This window comes from Mesonia ostreae (assembly GCF_031845265.1).
GTDB classification, from domain to species: Bacteria; Bacteroidota; Bacteroidia; order Flavobacteriales; family Flavobacteriaceae; genus Mesonia; species Mesonia ostreae.
The window spans coordinates 225,141-243,493 of sequence record NZ_JAVRBG010000003.1; the positions used below are offsets into that span (position 1 = coordinate 225,141).

Annotated in this window: 14 protein-coding genes; 7 read left to right on the forward strand and 7 right to left on the reverse strand. The window is 35.2% G+C overall.

From position 1 onward, the window contains the following. Window positions 1–164: 164 nt before the first annotated feature. From RLT85_RS04565 to yidC, 3 genes are all read left to right on the forward strand, one after another. Window positions 165–404 (forward strand): DUF3820 family protein, encoded by a 240-nt coding sequence (locus RLT85_RS04565; protein ID WP_311400850.1) that lies wholly within the window; start codon window positions 165–167, stop codon window positions 402–404. Between the two features lie 106 nt (window positions 405–510). Next, on the forward strand, window positions 511–2,130 hold the full coding sequence (gene pyrG / locus RLT85_RS04570; RefSeq protein WP_311400851.1) for a CTP synthase: 1,620 nt from the start codon (window positions 511–513) through the stop codon (window positions 2,128–2,130). A 153-nt stretch (window positions 2,131–2,283) separates the two neighbouring features. Continuing rightward, a complete protein-coding gene (gene yidC / locus RLT85_RS04575; protein ID WP_311400852.1) occupies window positions 2,284–4,128 on the forward strand; it encodes a membrane protein insertase YidC in 1,845 nt (614 codons plus the stop codon). Window positions 4,129–4,570: 442 nt separating this feature from the next. Here the strand turns inward: yidC and RLT85_RS04580 are convergent, their stop codons facing one another. Further along, window positions 4,571–5,962, reverse strand: a complete 1,392-nt coding sequence (locus RLT85_RS04580) for a fasciclin domain-containing protein (protein ID WP_311400853.1) — start codon at window positions 5,960–5,962, stop codon at window positions 4,571–4,573. 47 nt (window positions 5,963–6,009) lie between these two features. On the opposite strand from RLT85_RS04580, the gene RLT85_RS04585 reads away from it, so the two are divergent. From RLT85_RS04585 to RLT85_RS04600, 4 genes are read left to right on the forward strand one after another with little or no spacing between them, the layout of a single operon-like run. Beyond that, window positions 6,010–6,738: a toxin-antitoxin system YwqK family antitoxin gene (locus RLT85_RS04585; protein ID WP_311400854.1), complete on the forward strand. Its 729-nt coding sequence runs from the start codon at window positions 6,010–6,012 to the stop codon at window positions 6,736–6,738. Window positions 6,739–6,770: 32 nt separating this feature from the next. Next, window positions 6,771–7,952, forward strand: coding sequence for a tRNA 2-thiouridine(34) synthase MnmA (gene mnmA, locus RLT85_RS04590; protein WP_311400855.1), 1,182 nt, complete (start codon window positions 6,771–6,773; stop codon window positions 7,950–7,952). A 12-nt stretch (window positions 7,953–7,964) separates the two neighbouring features. Further along, window positions 7,965–9,566 (forward strand): S8 family serine peptidase, encoded by a 1,602-nt coding sequence (locus RLT85_RS04595; RefSeq protein ID WP_311400856.1) that lies wholly within the window; start codon window positions 7,965–7,967, stop codon window positions 9,564–9,566. Next, window positions 9,566–10,510 carry an NAD(P)H-dependent flavin oxidoreductase gene (locus tag RLT85_RS04600; protein WP_311400857.1) on the forward strand — a complete coding sequence of 315 codons (945 nt, stop codon included), beginning with the start codon at window positions 9,566–9,568 and terminating at the stop codon, window positions 10,508–10,510. The genes RLT85_RS04595 and RLT85_RS04600 overlap by 1 nt, the downstream gene beginning before the upstream one ends. A gap of 510 nt (window positions 10,511–11,020) precedes the next feature. Here the strand turns inward: RLT85_RS04600 and RLT85_RS04605 are convergent. The 6 genes from RLT85_RS04605 to bshC all read right to left on the reverse strand — a co-directional run bounded on the left by RLT85_RS04605 (window position 11,021) and on the right by bshC (window position 18,241). Continuing rightward, complete coding sequence (locus RLT85_RS04605) at window positions 11,021–11,257, reverse strand: hypothetical protein (RefSeq protein WP_311400858.1); 237 nt, start codon at window positions 11,255–11,257, stop codon at window positions 11,021–11,023. A 20-nt stretch (window positions 11,258–11,277) separates the two neighbouring features. Beyond that, the gene (locus tag RLT85_RS04610) at window positions 11,278–11,682 is read right to left on the reverse strand and encodes an OsmC family protein (RefSeq protein WP_311400933.1); all 405 of its coding nucleotides are present in this window, start codon (window positions 11,680–11,682) and stop codon (window positions 11,278–11,280) included. A 5-nt stretch (window positions 11,683–11,687) separates the two neighbouring features. Next, complete coding sequence (locus RLT85_RS04615) at window positions 11,688–13,604, reverse strand: LysM peptidoglycan-binding domain-containing protein (protein WP_311400859.1); 1,917 nt, start codon at window positions 13,602–13,604, stop codon at window positions 11,688–11,690. 15 nt (window positions 13,605–13,619) lie between these two features. Continuing rightward, window positions 13,620–15,149: a glutamine-hydrolyzing GMP synthase gene (gene guaA / locus RLT85_RS04620; RefSeq protein ID WP_311400860.1), complete on the reverse strand. Its 1,530-nt coding sequence runs from the start codon at window positions 15,147–15,149 to the stop codon at window positions 13,620–13,622. A 71-nt stretch (window positions 15,150–15,220) separates the two neighbouring features. Beyond that, the gene (locus RLT85_RS04625; RefSeq protein ID WP_311400861.1) at window positions 15,221–16,609 is read right to left on the reverse strand and encodes a pyridoxal phosphate-dependent decarboxylase family protein; all 1,389 of its coding nucleotides are present in this window, start codon (window positions 16,607–16,609) and stop codon (window positions 15,221–15,223) included. A gap of 33 nt (window positions 16,610–16,642) precedes the next feature. Continuing rightward, entirely contained in the window at window positions 16,643–18,241 is a 1,599-nt protein-coding gene (bshC, locus tag RLT85_RS04630; RefSeq protein ID WP_311400862.1) for a bacillithiol biosynthesis cysteine-adding enzyme BshC, read from the reverse strand. Between the last annotated feature and the right edge of the window lie 112 nt (window positions 18,242–18,353).

Below are 18,353 nucleotides of genomic sequence, written 5' to 3' on the forward strand. Positions count from 1 at the left end.
CTGAGAGGTTAGAGGTTAGATACTAGATATTAGACAATGGATACTAGATGCTAGACAATAGATATTAGAAGCTAATTGCTAAAAGCTAAAAGTTAGACGCTAAAAGATAATTGCTAATAATTTCTTTTAAATAGATATTCCAATATTTCATTACATTTGTAGCCATGATTCCAGGATTAGAACCTAAAGACTTAGTAAAATTAGCCTACGCCAAAATGTATTTTGGCAAATACAAAAATTGGTATTTATCTGATATCCCCGAACCCTACTACACGTGGTTTTCACAAAAGGGATTCCCAGAAAATGCTTTAGGCAAACAGCTAAAAGCCGTACATGAATTTAAAATAAATGGTCTGGAAGGAATGCTAAAAGATATCCGTAGAAAATATCCTAAACCACTCTAAAAATTCAACTTTTAAATTGTTTGGCAATTTCTTTATTTCGCCTTTAAATGTGAGATAAAATTTGTACTTTTGCGCCCCGTATAGACAATATTTAAAGATTCTAAAAATGGCACAAACTAAGTACATTTTTGTTACTGGTGGTGTTTCTTCGTCTCTCGGGAAAGGAATTATCGCAGCTTCACTTGCAAAACTTTTACAAGCCCGTGGTTATAGGACTACCATTCAAAAACTAGATCCCTATATTAATGTAGATCCAGGAACGCTAAATCCTTATGAACATGGAGAGTGTTTTGTAACTGAAGATGGAGCCGAAACCGATTTAGATTTGGGGCATTACGAACGTTTTCTTAATGTAAATACCTCCCAAGCCAATAATGTGACTACGGGTAAAATTTACCAAAGCGTAATCGAAAAAGAACGTCGTGGCGAGTTTTTAGGTAAAACCGTACAAGTAGTTCCGCATATTACCAATGAGATTAAAGAACGCATCCAGATTTTAGGAAAAAGTGGAGATTACGATATTGTACTTACAGAAATTGGTGGTACCGTGGGAGATATAGAATCTCTTCCTTATATAGAAGCGGTACGTCAATTAAAATGGGATTTGGGAGAACACAACTCCTTAGTGATTCACCTTACCTTAATTCCGTATTTATCTGCGGCCAAGGAATTAAAGACAAAACCTACTCAGCACAGCGTTAAAACCTTGATGGAAAGCGGTATAAATGCGGATATTTTAGTGTGTAGAACAGAGCACGAGCTGAGTGATGAGATAAGAAGAAAATTAGCACAATTTTGCAACGTGAAGCAAGAAGCAGTGATTCAATCTATTGACGCCTCTACCATTTACGATGTGCCTAATTTAATGCTAGAAGAAGGTTTAGATACCATCACTTTAAAGAAATTAAATTTACCAGACGACACTCCGCCAGATTTAACGCAGTGGAATCAGTTTCTGCAGCGTCATAAAAATCCTACGGCAGAAGTTACTATTGGTCTTATTGGCAAATATGTAGAGTTACAAGATTCCTACAAATCTATTCTAGAATCTTTTATTCACGCAGGAGCCGAAAATGAAGTCAAAGTAACTATTAAAAGTATACACTCTGAATTTTTAGATGTAGATCATCAAAATTCAGTAATTAATAGCCTTGACGGAATTTTGGTAGCCCCAGGTTTTGGAGAAAGAGGTATTGAAGGAAAAATTGAAGCGGTACGTTATGCTAGAGAAAACAAGCTTCCTTTCTTCGGAATTTGTTTAGGAATGCAAATGGCCGTGATTGAATATGCCAGGAATGTCTTGAATCTAAAAGATGCTAACAGTACAGAAATGGATGAAAGCACCATAGATCCCGTCATCGATATTATGGAAAACCAGAAAAACATTACGCAAATGGGTGGTACTATGCGTTTAGGAGCTTGGGATTGTGAGTTAAAAGAAGGCTCATTAATTGAGAAAGTCTACGGAAAAACTCAAATTAGCGAACGTCACCGTCACCGTTACGAATACAATTATGCCTATCAAGAACAATTGGAAGCTGCTGGTTTAATTAGTTCTGGTGTTAATCCACAAACCAAATTGGTAGAAGTGGTAGAGTTAAAAGACCACCCTTGGTTTATTGGCGTACAATATCATCCCGAATATAAAAGTACGGTTGCCACACCCCATCCTTTATTTATTGACTTTATTAGAGCTGCCAAAGTATTTTCTCAAAAAAGAAAATAATGCCATATTGACTTAGAAAAATCAAATGGTTCTTTTTTTGAAATAAAAAAATAAAGAAAATAAATGGGTGTTCTCAAGGAAATTTAAGATTTTTGCACGCTGATTTAAAAAGATATTCAGGTTATAGGTTAACTTGATCATTGAAACAATTTTATGGATAATAAAAAATTTGACCTTAATTCCCTTATTGGGTTTTTCTTAATTGGAGCCGTTTTACTTTGGATGCTTTATTACAATCAAGATGAAACCACAGAAGTAAAAGAGGTAGGAACACCAGAAAAACAAGAGAGTGTAGAGACTGTCACTCCACAAAATCAAATTACTTCTAATACGCCAACTTCTGCAAGCGATTCTATAGGAATTGCTCAAGCAAGAGAAAAATTAGGAGCTTTTGGTTACTCTTCTACCCTACCTTCTGCTACAGAAAATATAACTACCCTAGAAAATGAGGTGTTAGAATTAAAAATTAGCAACAAAGGGGGGCAAATTGTTGAAGCAAAACTTAAACAGTTTAAAACCTACGATTCATTACCTATTTATATTATAAAAGACGGTAATGGTTCGTTGAACTTAAACTTTACTACACAGGATAACCGCTCTATCGCTACAGAAGACATGTATTTTGAACCTAGTCTTTCTAACGATGGTTCGTCTTTATCCATGAAGTTAAAAGTATCTGAGAATGATTACTTAGAATACTATTACGAGTTAAAGCCTAATGACTATATGTTTGACTTTGCCATTCGCTCTAACGGATTGTCTAACGTAATTCAAAAAGGTGATATTCATTTAGACTGGAAGCTAAAAGCTTATAGACACGCAAAAAGTATTTCTTACGAGAATAGGTACACAGAAATTCTTTGGGAATATGAAGGTGATAAAGATGATTACACTGGACAAGGAGATAATGATGACGCTGAAGATGAAGAAATCTCTTGGATAGCTTTTAAACAGCACTTCTTCAACTCTATTTTATTAACTGATGCACCTTTTGAAAGAGCTAAATTTGTTTCTAAAAATTTAGTTCAAGATGAAGAAGTAGATACTGTTTTCACTAAAGAGTTTTCAGCTTCTGTGCCTTTACAATTAAAAGGTGGTGAATTTAATGAAACTATGGATTGGTACTATGGACCTACCGATTATAAAATACTTAAAGCTTACGATCGTAATATAGAGGAAGTAGTTCCTTTAGGATGGGGAATTTTTGGATGGATTAATCAGTTTTTAATCATTCCATTTTTTAATCTCCTTAGTGGATTTTTACCAGCTGGGATTGCTATTATTTTCTTAACTATTTCAGTTAAATTACTGCTTTCTCCTGTACAATACAAGCAGTACGTTTCTCAAGCAAAAATGAAGGTTTTAAGACCTGAAATTAATGAGATTAATGAAAAGTATAAGGACAATGCGATGAAAAAGCAGCAAGAAACGATGAAGCTGTATAGCAAAGCTGGAGCTAGCCCCATGAGTGGTTGTCTACCTAATTTAATGCAAATTCCCGTGTTTTATGCGTTATTCAATTTCTTTCCTAGTGCTTTTGACATCAGGCAAAAAAGCTTCTTATGGGCAGATGATTTATCGAGTTATGATGTAGTTGCAGAACTACCTTTTACTATTCCATTTTATGGAGATCACGTAAGTTTATTCCCTATTCTTGCTTCTATAGCTATTTTCATTTATATGATGATGACAACAGGCCAGAGTATGCAACAGACACAACCAGGTATGCCAAACATGAAATTTATCATGTACTTATCTCCGTTATTTATGTTGGTTTTCTTCAATAACTACGCAAGTGGATTATCGTTGTATTATTTAACATCTAACTTAATTACAATAGGAATTATGCTGGTCATTAAAAACTTCATTATTGATGAGGATAAGATTCATGCAAAAATTCAAGAGAACAAGAAGAAGCCTAAAAAGCAAAGCAAGTTTTCTAGAAAAATGCAAGAAATGATGGAACAAGCTGAAGAGCAAAAGAAAGCTAAGAAGTAATTTCCACTACTTATAGATATAAAAAAAGCTCTTGGGATTCCAAGAGCTTTTTACGTTTATATTTTCTAATATAATCCAATGCTTGTGTACCCATTAGTAGGCTTATATTTCTCTAGCAAAACTTTATAACTCCATTCGTAATGCAATATAACATCTGAATAAAATACATTTGTTGACAAGACATACAACCATCACTTGTAGTTGTTCTAGTGCAATCCTTTTAATCCGCCTGAATCAATATAAAGTTGATAAATCTTTTGAGGATATGATTTAGAAAAATTAGGAATGAATACCTTATTTTGTTAAAAATAATTTTTATTCTAAGCGAGGGAATGCTTTAATTTATACTGTTACTGATTATCGATTAGTTACATCTAAGTTTTGGTTCTTGTCTCTTGGTTCTTTATAACATAGCAACACATCTAAACTAAATATTTCTTTACTATGGCAACAACAACGTATCTATCTTATGCAGAAGTCCGTTTTTTGCTTGGATATCGACTCTTACAGAATTCGAAGTACGCAGTTGTGCATCGGTTAAAGTAAATGTACTATCGGTTTTAGTTACTTGCAACTGACCTTCCAAAGTGTTTACATTAGAAGGTAGATTGTCTAAGGTAAACGCATTATTCGTTTCAATATGGTTGTTTAATATAGAAGTTAAAGTAGCAGTATCAATATCTTCTAAAGTTGCATTTTGTTCTGGAAAAAGCTCCAATAAAGCCGAATCGAAAGCAGTATTTATAGGTCCAAAGACCGTAAATGGATCTTCTCCTCCATTTGTACTCATCAATCTGTTTATATAATCTTCTGGTAATTGATCATCTCTAGTCAAAGCGATTTGAAATTTGACTAAATCGGCATCTGCATTAATGAAGGTAGCTAAAGTAGGCACTTCCAACACGCCGTCTAAAATATGAATAACGCCATTGGTAGCGATAACATCTTGCTGTACAATACTACTACTTCCATTAAGCAACAAACCAAGATTAAGATTAAAATAAGTATCTATCGCTTCATTATTAAAGGCGGTCGCCTTGTTTTTTAAATAACCGGTTTTAAGAAAATCGGTTGTCAAAAAACCATCCATAAGGTGATTCTTTAAAAAATTTTCTTTTTCCGAAGGAGTTAAACTTTGGTTGTTTAAAAAAGATTCAAATTCTACGCCTAGAGGAGCAAAGATGGTTTTATTCTCTTCGGAATCAATTTCAGTAAGTAAGTTTTCCGTTGTTAGTTCGTCATAATAAGCTTGTAATCGATTATCGATTTGCATAAAATCAGATACGCTAGGCGGATTCAATACGCGATCAATTCCATGTAAAACGCCATTATCTACTTCAATATCGGGAAAACTAATTTGAGTTTGCGCATTAAAAATTAAATCTTGCTCTGTGTCTACAAACAAATCTAAGTTATAACTAACAGAGTCATTCAAGACTTTCTTTGCATTGGTTTTAATGTATCCCGTAATAAAATTTTCTTCGTTATTTGGAGTTAACAAAAGGTGGTAATTCACCAATTGTTGGGCTTCTTCTTGAGACAAAGCTTCTACGCCAGAGATTCCTTGAGTGGTAAAATAGAGATTCATCGCCCCATTATCTGGTGCAAAAAAGGTATACACTCCAGAATTTCCGTCCAAAGTTCCTTCATAACCAGCCTTTACAATTGCAGCGGCAATATTGCTGTATTGATCGTTCTTCTGTAAGTAGTTGATGATCGAGTTATTACCCTCTATCACATTCCCATTGTCATCATCATCTTGACAAGAAAAAAGAACACACGCAAACAATAAAACTGGCAGTATTTTTGTTAATTTTGATATAGAATAATTCATCTGGGTTTTAGGTTTAATTTAAGCCCAATATACAAAAATCATTATTCATGAAAACTCATAGATTTTTTTTAATTCTGTTCTGCATTTCGATGTTCGGGATTAAGAATTATGCCCAAACTGACAACTACAATAAAACCGATACGCAAGGAAAGCGCCACGGTAAATGGATGAAGAAATTTGAAGGTAGTTCTCAAAAACGTTATGAAGGTACTTTTGAGCATGGAAAAGAAATAGGTGTTTTTAAATTCTATAAGAAAGGAAGCTACAACCAACCTGTTGCTACAAAAGAATACACTACAAAAAGCGACTCTATACGCATTACGTATTATACCAAGAAAGGCGGTATTGTAAGTAAGGGAACGATGATTGACAAAAAAAGAGAAGGAACTTGGCGCTATTATCATCAAAATAAAGAACAAGAACTTATGATGATTGAAAGCTACAAAAACGGTAAGTTGAATGGAGTGAAAAAAACGTTTTTACCTGACGGAAGTTTAGCTCAAGAAGAAACCTATAAAGAAGGTAAATTAAATGGACCACAGATTGTTTATTTAGAAGACAAGCAAGTATTACAGTATTATACCTATAAAGATAATGAGCTTGACGGACTTACAAAAATTTATGATAGAGCGGGAGATTTAGTTAGCGAAGGGGATTATAAAAAAGGGTTAAAAGACGGGGTTTGGAAATTTTATAATGAAGGAAAACTGGTACAAACCATCACGTACCCATTACCTAAACCTCCATTGAAAGTTAAGAAAAAACAAACCGACTAAAATTTCTTATTTTTGCAACTTAAAATAAAACTGTGAGTAAACAAAGAGTGGTAGTAGGATTAAGTGGCGGTGTAGACTCTAGCGTTACCGCTTACCTCCTCAAAGAACAAGGTTATGAGGTGATTGGCTTATTTATGAAAAATTGGCACGATGACTCGGTTACTATTAGCGACGAATGTCCTTGGCTAGATGACAGCAATGATGCGATGTTGGTAGCCGAGAAATTAAATATTCCTTTTCAAACCGTAGATTTAAGCGAAGAATATAAAGAGCGTATTGTAGATTATATGTTTGATGAATATGGAAAAGGAAGAACGCCTAATCCAGATGTGCTTTGTAATCGTGAGATAAAGTTTGATGTTTTTATGAAAATAGCGCTTTCTCTTGGAGCAGATTTTGTCGCAACAGGGCATTATTGCAGAAAAGGAGAGTTTGAAAAAGACGGGGAAACCATCTATCAGCTATTAGCAGGGAAGGACAAAAATAAAGATCAGTCTTATTTCTTATGTCAGCTTTCGCAAGAACAATTAGCGAAAACTTTATTTCCCATTGGAGATTTACAAAAAAGTGAAGTTCGAGAAATCGCGACACAGCAAGAATTGGTGACGGCAGGTAAAAAAGACTCCCAGGGATTATGTTTTATAGGGAAAGTTCGCTTACCAGATTTTCTTCAGCAAAAACTTCAGCCTAAAGATGGAACTATCGTAGAAATTGATGCCCAAGATCCTGTGTATAATTCTAATAAAAAACAAGATTCTTCTCTAATTAATTTATCAGAAAAATATAGCTACACCAAAGAGCAAGGAAAGAATGTAGGAACACATAACGGAGCTCATTATTTTACTAAAGGCCAGCGTAAAGGTTTGGGCGTTGGCGGAACTCCAGAGCCTCTTTTTGTTATAGAAACTAATATTGACGAGAATATAATTTATACTGGACAAGGAAAAAATCATCCCGGTCTTTTAAGAAAAGGTCTTTTTGTAGCCAATGATGAAATACATTGGGTTCGAGAAGATTTGCGACTGCCAGTTGGTGGTAAATTAGAAACCAAAGCAAGAATTCGTTACCGTCAAACTTTAGAAAAAGCAACCTTGTATCAAGAAGAACAAGGTTTATATGTTATTTTTGACGAACCTCAAACCGCCATTATGGAAGGACAATTTGTAGCTTGGTATCAAGATGACGAATTGATAGGTTCGGGTGTAATTTCTTAACTTTAAAGAAAAATGAAAAATTGTATTTTAGGAGCTTTATTGCTAATTAGTTTTTGGAGTCAAGCACAAGAACACGCATGGATTTATTTTACAGATAAACCTAATGTACAAGCAGCGATCAATAATCCCAGTACAATTCTTAGTGCGCGTGCCCTTGCGCGAAAAAGTCTTCACCAAACCCCTATTGATGCTAGAGATGTACCTGTAAATGAAACTTACATTACCAGTATTAAAAACCAAACGGGAATTACCGTAAAAGCAAAATCTAAGTGGTTTAATTGTGTGCACGTTTTAGGAAGTATTGAGCAAATTGATGCACTTGCTAATTTAAACTTTGTACAAAATATTGTCTTTGCCAATAGAATGCTTAATTCTAGACCTACCATCAATCAAGATCAAACCGCGATGAATCAAAAGTTTGAGGTGAATGTCAATTATAGTTATGGTTCTAGCAGCAATCAAGTCACTATGATGCAAGTAGAAAATCTGCATCAAAATGATTTTACGGGTAACGGAATGCTCATCGCTGTTTTAGATTCTGGTTTTCCTTATGTGCTTACCAATCCTGGTTTTACAGATTTAAATCAAGACAATCGTTTATTAGGAGGCTATGATTTTGTGGATAGATCTACTGATTTTGCCAACCCAAATTCACATAATCACGGCGCAAAAGTCCTTTCTGATATGGTTGGTTTTTTGGATAATCAGTTTGTAGGAACTTCTCCAGAGTCCTCGTTTTATTTGTTTAAAACCGAAGATGCCTTTGCTGAAACTCCGTTAGAAGAAACCTATTGGGTAGAAGCCGCCGAAAGAGCCGATAGTTTGGGTGTAGATCTCATCAACTCTTCGCTGGGATATTATGCCTTTGATAATCCCGACTACAATTATACGCCTCAAGATATGGACGGAAACACCGCTTTTATCACCAAAGGAGCAAATATTGCGGTAGAAAAAGGAATTTTAGTGGTTAACGCCGCCGGAAATACTGGTCAAAACCCGAGTTTTCCAATCATTAACGCGCCTGCAGATGGAAATGTTTTTACTATTGGTGCCGTGGATCAAAACGGAGATTATGCGTCATTTAGTTCTACTGGTCCTTCGGCTGATGCTCGTGTAAAACCAGATGTGGTAGCGCAAGGAGCTGGAGCTGCAATAATTGATCTCGATGGTAGCGTGACTTTCTCTAACGGAACTTCCTTTGCCGCTCCCATTATGACGGGCGCAATTGCCAGTTTGTGGCAGGCCAATCCCCAAAAAACCAATTTAGAAATTATGCAGATTGTACGGGAATCTGCCTCACGCTACAACAATCCTAATACCGAATTAGGCTACGGGATTCCTAATTTCTCTACCGCTTTGCAACAAGTACTTTCAGTACACGAAAAGCAAAAAAATAGAATCATAGCTTACCCCAACCCCACTACAAACGATCTTTATTTGAGTTACGCTTCCGCGGAAGCGATTACGTTAAAAATCTATAATTTGTTAGGCGAGAAACTCTTAGAAAGCAAGAACATCAAGCATATTGACATGACTCCTTTTGCGAAAGGAATGTATCTTTTACGCATTACAAATGGAAGTCAAGAACAAACGCTAAAAATCATAAAAGAATAATGCATACCAATAAAATTACGTCACTTTTTAATATTAAATATCCTTTAATACAAGCCGGAATGATCTGGGCCAGCGGTTGGAAACTTGCCAGTGCGGTAAGCAACGCCGGCGGTTTAGGAATTTTGGGAGCGGGTTCTATGTATCCCGAAGGTTTAAGAGAACACATCATTAAATGTAAAAAAGCCACCAATAAACCTTTTGCAGTCAACGTCCCTATGCTTTACCCAAATCTAGAAGAGATTATGGAGATTATTATAGAAGAAGGCGTAGAAATTGTCTTTACCTCGGCGGGAAATCCTAAAACGTGGACGCCTACTTTAAAAGAGAAAGGTATAAAAGTAGTTCACGTGGTAAGCAGCGTAAAATTTGCGCTTAAAGCGGAAGCTGCCGGAGTGGATGCCGTCGTAGCGGAAGGTTTTGAAGCAGGCGGACATAATGGTCGGGAAGAAACCACCACTTTTACTTTAATTCCCATGGTGAACGAGAAATTAAGTATTCCGTTGATTGCTGCGGGAGGAATTGCTACAGGAAGAGGAATGCTTGCCGCTATGATTTTGGGCGCCGATGCCGTGCAAATTGGAAGCAGGTTTGTCGCTACCCCCGAAGCTTCTTCGCATCAAAACTTTAAAGATATGGTGGTAAAGGCTCAGGAAGGAGAAACCCAACTTACTTTAAAAGAATTAGCGCCGGTACGCTTATTAAAAAACAAATTTTTTCATGATGTGATGGAGCTTTATACTAAGCAACCTAGCAAAGATGATTTAATAGGACTTTTGGGAAGAGCCCGAGCTAAAAAGGGAATGTTTGAAGGCGATTTGGAAGAAGGTGAACTAGAAATAGGCCAAATAAGCGGATTGATTAACGAGATCATACCTGCCGCCGAAATCGTAAAAGAAATTATCACCGAGTTTCATGAAGTTCAAAATGAGAAATTTGTTTTTTAAATTTTAGTGTTTTTTCGAAAGAAACTCGCCCGAAAATAAGAGCGCAAATGACTGAGGAATCTTTTACATCGAGCTAAAAAGCATGAGATTTCTTCTTCGTCGAAATGACAACACGTATAAAAGAGATACTGAAAAGAATTCAGCATGACAAGCGACTGTCATTCCAGTAAAAGGTGTGATAAGGTCTGATTAATCGCTGTTTAAGTTCAGTTCCTTATTTAAATACTCAATTTTTTCCTCAGGATTGTAAACTCCTTCTGATTTTGGGTAATAACCTTTTTGAAATTGAAAAGTTCTAGTTAAATAAAGTTCAAATTGACCAATTGATAAATTGTTTTCTTCATAAGCTTTTTTGAGGTCCTTATAATATTTAAGTCTATCTTTTAAATCAGAATGATGAATTACTGCCCAAGGAGTACTGTTTGCCGTTTCTGAAAAAACATTTTTATCAGGAATTAAATGTATTTAAATAGTGTTTAATTTTTTTAAGATTTACTTTGTCTATAGAATCTATTTTATTAAATGCTCTTTATATTGTTTTGAATTTTTGCCAAATTTCAATAAAATATCAGATGAATTTTCATCTCTCGTGCTTTGATCAGATGTATAGATTTCTTTTAGAAATAATTCCTTTTCAGAGTCATTTTTTAATGAAGAAATTTCTTCTACAACATTATTTTGCTTCTTACTATTAACATTACAGTTAGAAAATAATAATATCGATAGTATAAGAAATATTATTCTCATATATGGTGTAAAGGTCTTTGCTAAGAAGGATATATAAACTGTATATCCTTTTCAATTTCTGGATGTAAACTATGATAAACAGGACAAGTTAAAGCCGCATTTTCAAGCTTTTTTTTCATTTTGTCCTCATAGTTTTCTGGAAAAGTAAACTGCACCTCAATTTTAGAAATTCTACGAGGATTAGAAGCCATGGTTTTGGTAATGTTTGCTTCGGTATTAATCAAATTAATTTCTTCTCTTTCGGCTAAAATACCCATAATTGTCATCATGCAACTTGCTAAAGCTGTGGCTACCGTGTCGGTTGGAGAAAAAGCCTCTCCTTTTCCTTGATTATCGGTTGGAGCATCGGTTAAAAACGAATTTCCACTTTTTAGATGTGTGTTCTTAACTCTTAAATTTCCTTGGTAAACTATAGTAGAAGTGATCATAATTAATCGTTTAAAACTTTAAGTTCAAGGTTTTCTTGGTACTGCATTAAATAAACAGCATCGTTATAAAAACCGCCAATCATTTTTTTGTGATAGGTAAATTTATTCTCCACATATTCAGAAGTTCCTTTAATGCCTAAACCTTCATAAAAATTATCACCAGCAGCAAGTCTTAAAATGGCATCTAGAGTAATATCATAACCTCTAACTGCGTATTTATTAGGAGTTACTCCGTAATTTTCCTTATAGATTTTCATAAATTCATGTAAAGGCTCTTTTTGATACTCTTTGGAAATGGAGGCATACGTAAACTTTAAGTTGGTTAAGTATTGATTAGGTACTTCATTCTCAAACGTATCTGATTTATTAGAAGTAAATAACCGAATAGAATATCTACTAGAAAGTGCATTTAAATAAGAAGTACTATTGGTTACCAACGCAACATCATCTGCTTCAAGCACAATCCAGTTTTCTCTATCTTTATCTAATAAATTTGTTAAATCTGATTGTTGCAAATAATCTGCCTTTCTCTGGGTGATTACTCTTGCTTCAGGAATGGTATAGGACAACTTATCTTTAATGAATTGATGTTTTTTATCTGCTAAGATTAAAATATTCTTTCCTTGCTTCAAGCTATCCAAATAAGAAATCATCGCTTGCTCCATCACAATATCTGATGGCCGAGTTTGAATAAGATTGTTTTCTCCTTTAAGATCTCCGCTTGTTAATGGAGATAAAACTGGTACATTTTTGTTATTCAATAAGCGAGAAGCCTCTTCAACATTAGCAGTTAATAAAGGTCCTATGACTAATTGAGTGGTAGAAAAATCATTTTTAGATATGATATCAGTCACTTTAGATTTACTTCTTTGCGTGTCATAAATTTTTGCATCTACATAAATGCCTAGTTGCTCTGCTTTATCAATTGCTTCCTGCACTCCACTATAAAAATCCAAAGCGATTCTTAATACTTTATCACTCTTAAGTTGTTCCTCCTTATCTGTACTTTCTCCAAAATTTTGCAAACTAAACGGAAGCATTACAGCTATTTTCTTACGCTCGCGATTGGTGATCAGCTTCTTAAAATCTATTTTTTTTGCTGAATTAAAAGGTGTGACTTTGTTGGTTTCTTTTGGGATATTTATACGCATTCCTGCTTGTAAGCCGTCTTTCTCTAATTGAGGATTCCAACTTAATAAAGAATCTTTAGGTACGTGGAAACGTCTGGTAAGACTGTAAAATGTCTCTTTTGGTTGCACTTCATACTTTTGAAAACGAGCCTCTATTTCAGGTTCGGGTTGACTTTCTACAGCTTTTTTATTCTTATTGACAATCTTAAGCAATTGTCCTGCTTTTAAATCTAAAACTCCTGGGTTTAACTCGTCCAATTGTTCTACACTTAACCCGTATTTTTTTGAAATTCCATACTTGGTTTCTTTAGGCAAAACTATATGAATCACATTACTAAAAGAAGATTCACTTAAGGATTCATTAAAGTTAATAACTTTTTTCTTTTCTCTAAAAATAGGAATTTTAATCAAATCGTCTTCTCCCAATTCTTCCTTATTTAAATAGGGATTGTATTTCTTGATTTCTTCAATCGAGATGTCATTGGTTTTAGCCAAACTATAAAGCGTCTCCTTACTTTTTACACGGTATTGTTTAAAAGTAACCGAACTACCTTCTTCAGAAGTAGGTACAGTTTCTTCCGTAGGAATTACTAAAACAGCAGAAGAAGATAATTTTTTGCCTTTAGAATCTGGATTGAGTCTGTAAATAGAAGCTTCAGAAATTTGATACGCTTGAGCTATACTTTCTACCGTTTCTCCTTTTTGCACTTTATGTGTTTTATAGCCTTGTGCATATCCCAATTGGAGAACACCCACACACACCAATAAAATCTGAATTAACTTTTTCATCTACTCGTTTTTATATTATTCCCACTCAATTGTAGCCGGTGGCTTAGAGCTTATGTCATACACTACTCTATTAACGCCTTTAACTCGATTTATTATAGAATTGGATATTTTTTGTAAGAAATCATAAGGTAAATTTACCCAATCTGCCGTCATCCCATCAGTAGATTCTACCGCTCTCAAGGCTACTACTTTTTCATAAGTTCTTTCGTCTCCCATAACTCCAACAGAGTTTATGGGTAGTAAAATCGCTCCCGCCTGCCATACTTTATCATACAACATCCAGTCTTTTAAACCTTGAATAAAAATATGATCTACTTCTTGTAAAACTCTTACTTTCTCTGGCGTAATATCTCCTAAAATACGAATGGCGAGTCCTGGCCCTGGAAAAGGATGTCTTCCTAAAAGTTCAGGATCTATTCCCATCTCGGCTCCTACTCTTCGTACCTCGTCTTTAAACAACATACGTAGAGGTTCTACCACTTTTAATTTCATGAAATCTGGTAAACCACCTACATTATGATGCGATTTTATAGTTGCTGAAGGTCCGTTTACGGAAATAGATTCGATCACATCTGGATAAATGGTTCCTTGCGCTAAAAATTTCACGTCTTCTAGCAAATGTGCTTCATCATCAAACACCTCAATAAAAACGCCTCCAATAGTTTTTCTTTTTTCTTCTGGATCGCTCTTTCCTGCAAGCGCATCCATAAAACGAGAAGAAGAATCTACTCCTTTTACGTTAAGGCCCATATCCTTATATTGATCTAAAACGCTGTCAAATTCGTTTTTACGCAGTAAACCGTTATTTACAAAAATGCAATATAGATTTTTGCCAATCGCCTTATGAAGCAAGACGGCAGCAACGGTAGAATCTACTCCGCCACTTAAACCTAAAACTACCTTATCGTCTCCTATTTTTTCTTTCAGCTCTGCAACCGTCATATCTACAAAAGCTCCTGGCGTCCATTCCTGCTTTACTTTAGCAATTTTCACTAAGAAATTTTCTAGCAATTGTTTCCCATCGGTAGAATGATATACTTCTGGATGAAACTGAATTGCGTATGTTTCCTCACCTTCTATTCGGTACGCTGCATTTAATACATCGTGCGTACTTGCCAAACGAACGCCATTTTCTGGCAATTCCTTTATAGTATCAGAATGGGACATCCAAACCTGAGAATTTTCTGTAATCGTTTCAAAAAGAAGTTCTTTATCTTTGATGATAGATAAATTAGCTCTTCCATATTCTCTAGTTTCTGAAGGTTCTACTTTTCCGCCGTGAAAATGAGCTAAATATTGCGCTCCATAACATACCGCAAGAAGAGGCACTTTTCCTCTAATTTTGGATAAATCTGGATGCGGAGCATCTTCATTACGAACTGAAAAGGGACTTCCCGAAAGAATGACCGCTTTAAAAGTTTCTACATGTTCTGGAATCTTGTGAAAGGGATGTATTTCGCAATAGATATTTAATTCTCTCACTCGTCTTGCGATAAGCTGAGTATACTGCGACCCAAAATCTAAAATAAGTACGTTGTTTTGCATAAGCAAAAGTAATAATTTGAGTTAAAATTATGCTGCTTTTCATTTAGAAAAACCAAAGAAAAAAATCTTTCCTATTCCATAGTAGCCAAAATTTCTCTAATATCTTCTTCGTCTGTATCTGGATTGATAAAACAAAAACGTGAAATGGTTTCTGAATGTTCATTTTTAGTCCATTTTGTTGGAGTTACTAAGGCTAAACCAGCTTTGTGGTTTTCATAAGTCCAATCTCTATAATCATCGGGTTCCCAACCTTTTCTTCTAAACAAGACACAAGACAAACTGGGTTCTCGCACTAGTTCTAAATGCGGTGCTGCTTCTATTTGCTTGGCTGCATTTTGAGCAAGTTCTAAACCTCTTTCTATGGCTTCGGTATATTTTTCGGTTCCGTGCATCGCTAAAGAAAACCAAAGTGGCAATCCGCGTAAGCGCCGCGTTAATTGGATTTGATAATCTGACGGATTAAATCCTTGCGCACCTTCATCTTTAAAAATGTCTAAATAAGCTCCTTTTTGGGAGTGTGCATTTTTGGCAAGTTCTATATTTTTATAAATTACTGCGCCACAATCATAAGGTGAAAACATCCATTTGTGAGGATCTATCGTAATGCTATCTGCACGTTCTATTCCTATAAATAAATCCCTAACGGAAGGAGCTGCCAAAGCGCCTCCCCCATAAGCGGCATCTACGTGAAACCAAAGATCTTCTTTCTCGCAGACATCTGCAACAGAATCGAGCTCATCAATAATTCCTGCATTGGTGGTTCCTCCAGTGGCTACCACAGCAAACAAGCGCTTTCTATCAATTACACCTAAATTATCAATCGCGTTTTGTAACCATTTTCCTGTTAAACGATCTTCATCATCGTCATCTACCATAATGATATCGGCATCCATCACATTTGCCATAGACTTTATGGAAGAATGCGCCCCACTGGAAGTGATTAATAAAGCTTTAAATGCTTTATTTTCTTCTTCTTTTTCGCGCCAAGCATCACGTGCTGCAATCATAGCCGACAAATTTGCCGCTGTTCCGCCACTGGTAAATACTCCAAAGGCACCGTGTGGCAAACCAGTTAAAGAGACGAGCCACTTCATGGCTTGATTTTCACAAAAAATTCCGCCACCACCAGTCATCCAGTATGCACCGTGAATACTCGCTGCAGAAGTCACCAAATCAAACAAAACTGCTGCTTTGGTGGGCGCCGCAGGAACAAAAGCCAAATGTCTGGGGTGATCTACCGGCACCGTTGCTTTGGCCAAAACATCTCTAAACATATGAAAAGCTTTCTCGCCACCAATTCCTTCTTTGGTCACAGTTTCCCCGACCATAGCGAAAAGATCTTCTTCTTTTTTGGGAGAACCTAAATCTGGCGAAGTATTAGAAATTCTATTTATAGCATATTTCATGATATCTAAGGTCATTTCTACCGTACTGATATCAATGGAGTGCATACTTTTCATAAGGATTTGTTTTTCTTGCGAACTTATATTTCGCTATTCGGTTAAAGTGATGATGGAAAATTGCAAATCTAAAGGTTTTAATTCCTTTTTAAGCTTCGGAATTAAATTTTGCCCATAAGTTTGATACAATTCACTAAAATTGGCATTTCGTTCTTGTAAACTTTGATGCGGAAAAACTTCATCTTGCAAGTGAACTACACGTTTCAATTCATCTTTTAATTTTCTTTTCTGGGCTTTCAGTAAGCGTTTTTCCAAATGATCTAATCCATTCAGTTGCTTTTTTTCTTGCGCGGCAATTGCGCCTTGAAAAGATTTATCAGTTTGTTGAGCTAAGCTATACAAATCTTTAAACTGCTGCTGAAGTAATTCTCTTTGAGGTGAAAAATCTATCTTTATATCTGAAATTTCTTTGGTTCTTTTACTGATTAAATCCTCTTGATTTAAAAATAAATCTTCAAAACTCAAGCCTAATTTTTTTGTTTTCTGAACTTGTTTATCAGACATTAAAAGAGCCGAGTTTCTTAATAATAATATAGGAAAGGGTATTTTTTCTTTATCGAAATAAGACTTTAATTGCAACCAATACGCCAGTTCTCCGCCACCGCCAATATAGCAGAGGTTAGGTAACACCACCTCCTCAAACAAAGGCCGCATAATTACATTGGGAGAAAAACGCTCGGGGTAATTATCTAATTCGGATAAAATTTCTTTTTCCGTAAAGCGGATATTGGTTTCGTGAACTATATAATATTCATCTTCTTTAATAATACGCTCTCGAAGGTTTTCTTTGAGATAAAACAAGTTAATTTCTCGCGGATTCACCTGAATTTTATATCCTAAATCGTTTATTCTTTTTGAAGTCTCCCCTACTTCTTCCGAAGAAATTTGAAGTAAAAGTTCATTTTTTACATACGGAGAAAATTCTTCTTTTAACGCTGAATCATTTCCGTCAAGGATAATTAAACCATAAATCCCGAAGAGCTCATTCGCTAAATAACGTGTGGCTTCCGTTAAATTATCATGTTCTAAATAGGCTTTTTTAAACAAAGATTTCAAATGAGCAGATTGCTCTGAATCATTTAATAAGATGCTGAATTTCTTAAAAGCTTCATCCAAATCTTCCGTAGATAATTCTCCTACAGCGCCACTTGCATCTTTATTCCATTGTAGTTTATGCTGCTCAAAATTAAAGAAATTGATTTCTTCAAAATCATGATCTTCTGTCGCCATCCAATACACAGGAACAAAATTTTGCTGCGGATAGTTTTCCTTTAATTCTTCCGTTAAGTTGATGGTAGAAATAATTTTATATAAAAAATAAAGCGGACCAGTAAACAGGTTCAGCTGATGCCCTGTGGTAATGGTGAAAGTATTTTCTTGGGCTAAAAGCTCTAAATTCTCCTGACTTTTTGCAGAGATTTTAGTGTTTTTATATTGTTCTTTAAGACTATTTACCAACACCTTTCTTGTAGAAGCTTGGTAATTTTTCTGCTTTAACTCGATTTGTTTTTTAAAATTCTCTACATTGGGAAAATGCTCATACAACTCGTGAAGATTCTCTTTTTGAGCAAGGTAATCTGTGATAAAATCAGAAAAATAATTGGTGTCTTGGTAAGCAATACAATGAGCCATAAAATTAAAATCTTAGTCTTACAAATATACATTTGTCAAGCGTTTTTTCGTGGTAATTTTTAGTTAAAGACTTTTTGGTTTCCTTAGACTTAAAAAAATTCTTATTTAATGA

Coding starts and splice junctions, on each gene's coding strand:
- RLT85_RS04565 (WP_311400850.1), top strand. CDS start 165: ATGATTCCAGGATTAGAACCTAAAGACTTAGTAAAATTAGCCTACGCC.
- pyrG (WP_311400851.1), top strand. CDS start 511: ATGGCACAAACTAAGTACATTTTTGTTACTGGTGGTGTTTCTTCGTCT.
- yidC (WP_311400852.1), top strand. CDS start 2,284: ATGGATAATAAAAAATTTGACCTTAATTCCCTTATTGGGTTTTTCTTA.
- RLT85_RS04580 (WP_311400853.1), bottom strand. CDS start 5,962: ATGAATTATTCTATATCAAAATTAACAAAAATACTGCCAGTTTTATTG.
- RLT85_RS04585 (WP_311400854.1), top strand. CDS start 6,010: ATGAAAACTCATAGATTTTTTTTAATTCTGTTCTGCATTTCGATGTTC.
- RLT85_RS04595 (WP_311400856.1), top strand. CDS start 7,965: ATGAAAAATTGTATTTTAGGAGCTTTATTGCTAATTAGTTTTTGGAGT.
- RLT85_RS04600 (WP_311400857.1), top strand. CDS start 9,566: ATGCATACCAATAAAATTACGTCACTTTTTAATATTAAATATCCTTTA.
- RLT85_RS04605 (WP_311400858.1), bottom strand. CDS start 11,257: ATGAGAATAATATTTCTTATACTATCGATATTATTATTTTCTAACTGT.
- RLT85_RS04615 (WP_311400859.1), bottom strand. CDS start 13,604: ATGAAAAAGTTAATTCAGATTTTATTGGTGTGTGTGGGTGTTCTCCAA.
- guaA (WP_311400860.1), bottom strand. CDS start 15,149: ATGCAAAACAACGTACTTATTTTAGATTTTGGGTCGCAGTATACTCAG.
- RLT85_RS04625 (WP_311400861.1), bottom strand. CDS start 16,609: ATGAAAAGTATGCACTCCATTGATATCAGTACGGTAGAAATGACCTTA.
- bshC (WP_311400862.1), bottom strand. CDS start 18,241: ATGGCTCATTGTATTGCTTACCAAGACACCAATTATTTTTCTGATTTT.